General features: G+C 65.6%; 1 protein-coding gene. It reads left to right on the top strand.

Going from position 1 to position 3,997, the window contains the following annotated elements:
• Window positions 1-232: 232 nt before the first annotated feature.
• Window positions 233-3,997 (top strand): hypothetical protein (locus ACIA6T_RS35540; RefSeq protein ID WP_399450634.1); only part of this gene is annotated, 3,765 nt, incomplete at its 3' end.

The raw sequence follows: 3,997 nt of genomic DNA, 5'->3' as shown, positions 1-3,997 counted from the left end.
GAGCTTGATGGGGAAGTTCGAGAATCCTCAATCGCACATCGTCATCACCTCCGACCATCTCCAGCAGATCGCAGACGTACTGACCCCCTACCTTCCTATTGGTGCCCGCGCCCTTCAGGACCGGGTCGCTGCTGATGGGGCTGCCGGGGGTGAGGCAGACGCGGGCGTGGAGCGGCCGACCACCCGACCTGCTACGGAGTCGGCTGCCCTTTCCGACGATGTTTCCCCTGCTGTGACGCAGGAGACGCCAGTCAGCGCAGACACCGTGGTGGATGCGGCGCCTGCGGTGGACTACCGCATGGTGCACGAACTGGATCGCGACTATGTGGTGGAAAGCCTTAAGGGGGAGAAGCTGTGGCGGTTCTCGAACCGTCCGCCGGAAGAGATCTTCCGCGTGGGTTTCCACGCTGACGACCCCGAGAACGTTGTGGATCTTTTTGACTGGTCGTGTGAGAATCCCGATGCGCAATTCGTCTCGACCACTCGTAATCAGGACTTGTGGTTCGAAGATCACAATGGCAAGAAGCGTTATCGATATGGGATTGACTCGTCGCGTAACGGTGACCCTACCGGTGTTGATGTCAATGCCACTTTCGATCGGGCAGAACTGTGGCATGCCTTCCCTGAGGAGCAGGAGGTTGCTTTCACGGGATTGATCGATGCACGGGCTGTTGTGAGTGTCTACGACAGGGAGCTGAATCGTACTGGTACGTGGAATCCGGAAACTGATGAGGTTGAGTGGCGGAAGGGTGTCCACGACGCCCCGTCCGAGAGCCTGTCGGAGTTTGCGGAGCTGGATCGTACTGGTACGTGGAATCCGGACGCTGATGAAGAGGACGCGGACGTTATCGCTCTGGCCGATCTGGCCGAGGAGTACTCGGGGCCGGCCGTGCATGACAGTGTCGAGGCGCCCCGAACGTCCCAGACGGAGTCTGCGGACAGTGGCCTCGTTGCGGGGGGTGGCAAGCGGCACGGTGGTTCGGAGCCTTCGGCAGACGAGGACGACACCGATCGAAGCGCACAGCATGGGCCGAAGCGGCGCCGTATCGAGGTAGAGGCCGTCACCGGCGGTGGTGGCGAGGGCGTGGGAGACGAGGGCGCGAGCAGCGGCCAGGCAGACCCGGAAGCAGCATCCGCGGCCTTCGATGCGCTGCTCGGGTCGGAGTCCGGTCCACAGTCTGTTTCGACGGGCGGGCCTGCCGACGTGGACATGGAGGGCTCGGAGGAGTTCGCGGGTTCGGCTGGATCGGTGGGGCTTTCGTATGCGGTGGGTGAGGCTGCGTCCGGTGCAGTTGGTGCCTCGGACATGGTGCAGCAGGCCGAGACTGATGAGCAGACCGTGCCGGAGGCTGTCGATGCCGCACGGCGGGCGGGCCCCGGTGTGTTGTCCCTGGGTGATGGCCGGGTTGAGGACTCCTCGACGCAGGCTGGTGGGGCTGAGGCGGTGCCTTCGGCGGGTCCGAGTGTGCTGTCGGAAGGTTCGTCTCCGGGCCGGTTGTTGGGTTCGGGTGAGGTGCGTACTGATCGTTTCATCCCGCGGTCGGGGGAAGCGTTCGTCGTGGAGGTTGGCGAGGGCGGGTTGCCTGGTCGGGTACTGCCGGGCGGGTCGCGTGAGTCGGGTGAGTGGACGGAGGTCGGGTTTCTTTGGGAGTGGTATGCCGGTGACCGGCCCGGTCAGGAGACGGTCCGCCTGACCCGCCGGATCTTCCTCGACGACCAGGGTGTGGATTCGGGTCGGGTGGAGGTGATGCGGCGCAACGCCTTCGCGGGTTTGGCGGAGTTGAACGCGCAAGGGAGCCGGTTGCCGGCTGTCCAGCCGGAGGGTCTGGTCCATGGCCCGCATCTGCCGGGGCCGCGGTTGGAGCTTGCGGTGGAGTTCGTCGATTCCGAGGCGGACGCGCATGACGTGGTCCAGGTCAAGGACGGGCAGCCTCAGGCCCCTGGGGACATGGTGCAGAACGTCTGGTACACGCAGGCGTCTCGTGTTCTGCTTGCCCATGAAATCGCGCACGGTTACGGGCCCCGTGATGTACAGGCCCATGATGATGGGGCCCGTGATGGTGAGCGGGCCTTGTTGGCGTCGCCGCGTGATGAGCAGGGCCGCTCGCTGGGGGTGCGGCTGACTTCTCATGACGATGAGGCGCAGCAGGCGGGTGAGGGCCGATGGGATCTGATGGGCCCGATCAACCTCGGTGAGCCGGGGCGGTCCTACGGGCTCACGCCTCATGAGCTCGGGCAGATCGCCGACATCCTGAGCCCCTTCCCCCACCACGGAGTCGGGGCTCCGAAGCCCCGTGTCGTGCAGGAGACGGCGTATGCGCGGCCGGCAGCCCCGGTCCGTTCCGACGAGGGGCTCGGGTTCGAGGACGGGCTCGGGTTCGATGTGGATATGGAGTCCGGGGACTTCGGGGACTTCGGTGTGTTTCCCGGTGATGACGGGGAGGTCGTGGGGTCGCGGGCGTGGGCTGGCGGGTCGGTGGATGAGGACGCGGCCGTTTTCGCTCTGGCCGAGGAGTACTCGGGGCCGGCCGTGCGTCCGGGTGCCCAGGCTGTTGCTCCGGCGGCGGACGGGGTGGATGACGGTGTCGAGGCGCCCCGAACGTCCCAAACGGAGTTTGCGGAGAGTGGCCTCGTTGCGGGGGGTGGCAAGCGGCACGGTGGGTCGGAGCCTTCGGTAGACGAGGACGACACCGATCAAAGTGCACAGCATGGGCCGAAGCGGCGCCGTATCGAGGTTGAGGCCGTCACCGGCGGTGGTGGCGAGGGCGTGAGAGACGAGGGCGCGAGCAGCGGCCAGGCAGACCCGGAAGCAGCATCCGCGGCCTTCGATTTGGAGGACCCGCCGGCCCCGGTCCCTTCCGACGAGGGGCTCGGGTTCGACGAGGGGCTCGGGTCGGAGTCCGATCCGAGGGCGGCCGCGCACCCTGTTGCTGGCGCTGCCGATGGTGAGGCAGACGCGGTGGTGGTGCGGCCGACCGCCCAACCTGCTACGGAGTCGGTTGCCCTTTCCGACGATGTTTCCCCTGCTGTGACGCAGGAGACGCGAGTCAGCGGCGACGCCGCGGTAGATGCGGCGCCTGCGGTGGACTACCGCATGGTGCACGAACTGGATCGCGACTATGTGGTGGAAAGCCTTAAGGGGGAGAAGCTGTGGCGGTTCTCGAACCGTCCGCCGGAAGAGATCTTCCGCGTGGGTTTCCATGCTGACGACCCCGAGAGCGTTGTGGATCTGCGGAAATGGGCGAGACGTAATCCCGCAGCGCAGTTCGTCTCGACCACTCGTGATCGTGAATTGTGGCATCGTTCGAGCCGCTTTCGATATGGGATTGACTCGTCGCGTAACGGTGACCCTACCGGTGTTGATGTCAATGGCACTTTCGATCGGCAAGCAGCGTGGAATTCCTTCCCTATGGAGCGGGAGGTTACTTTCACGGGATTGATCGATGCACGGGCTGTTGTGAGTGTCTACGACAGGGAGCTGGATCGTACTGGTACGTGGAATCCGGACACTGATGAGGTTGAGTGGCGGGAGGGTGTCCACGACGCCCCGCCCGAGAGCCTGTCGGAGTTTGCGGAGCTGGATCGTACTGGTACGTGGAATCCGGACGCTGATGAATCGGGGCCTGGTGCCCGTCCGGTCGGCCAGGTCAACACTTCGCCCCAGTCTGCGGCTGGTGACGGCTCCGGTGATGTGGTTGCTGCGGGTGTGGTGCAGCAGGCCGAGATCAATGAGCAGACCCTGCCAAGGGATATAGGTGCCGTGCGGCGGCCGAGTCCGGGAGTGTCCCTGGAGAGTGATGGCCGGGGTCAAGGCTCCTCGACGGGGAGCGAGGGCCCTGGCCGGGAACAGGGCATCGCGCTGGTGGCCGGCCTGTCGGCCGAAGGTGAGGAAGTCTCGAGTGAGGCTGGTGGGGCTGGGACGGTGCCTTCGGCCGCTCCGAGTGTGCTGTCGGGGGGTTCGTCCGGTCCGGGCCGGTTGTTGGGCTCGGGTGAGGTG

Origin of the sequence: Streptomyces sp. NPDC051740 (assembly GCF_044453165.1) — a bacterium.
In the GTDB taxonomy this organism is placed as follows: Bacteria; Actinomycetota; Actinomycetes; order Streptomycetales; family Streptomycetaceae; genus Streptomyces; species Streptomyces atrovirens.
The sequence above is the reverse complement of the archived record's forward strand: the minus strand, read 5'-3'. Positions and strand labels throughout refer to the sequence as shown.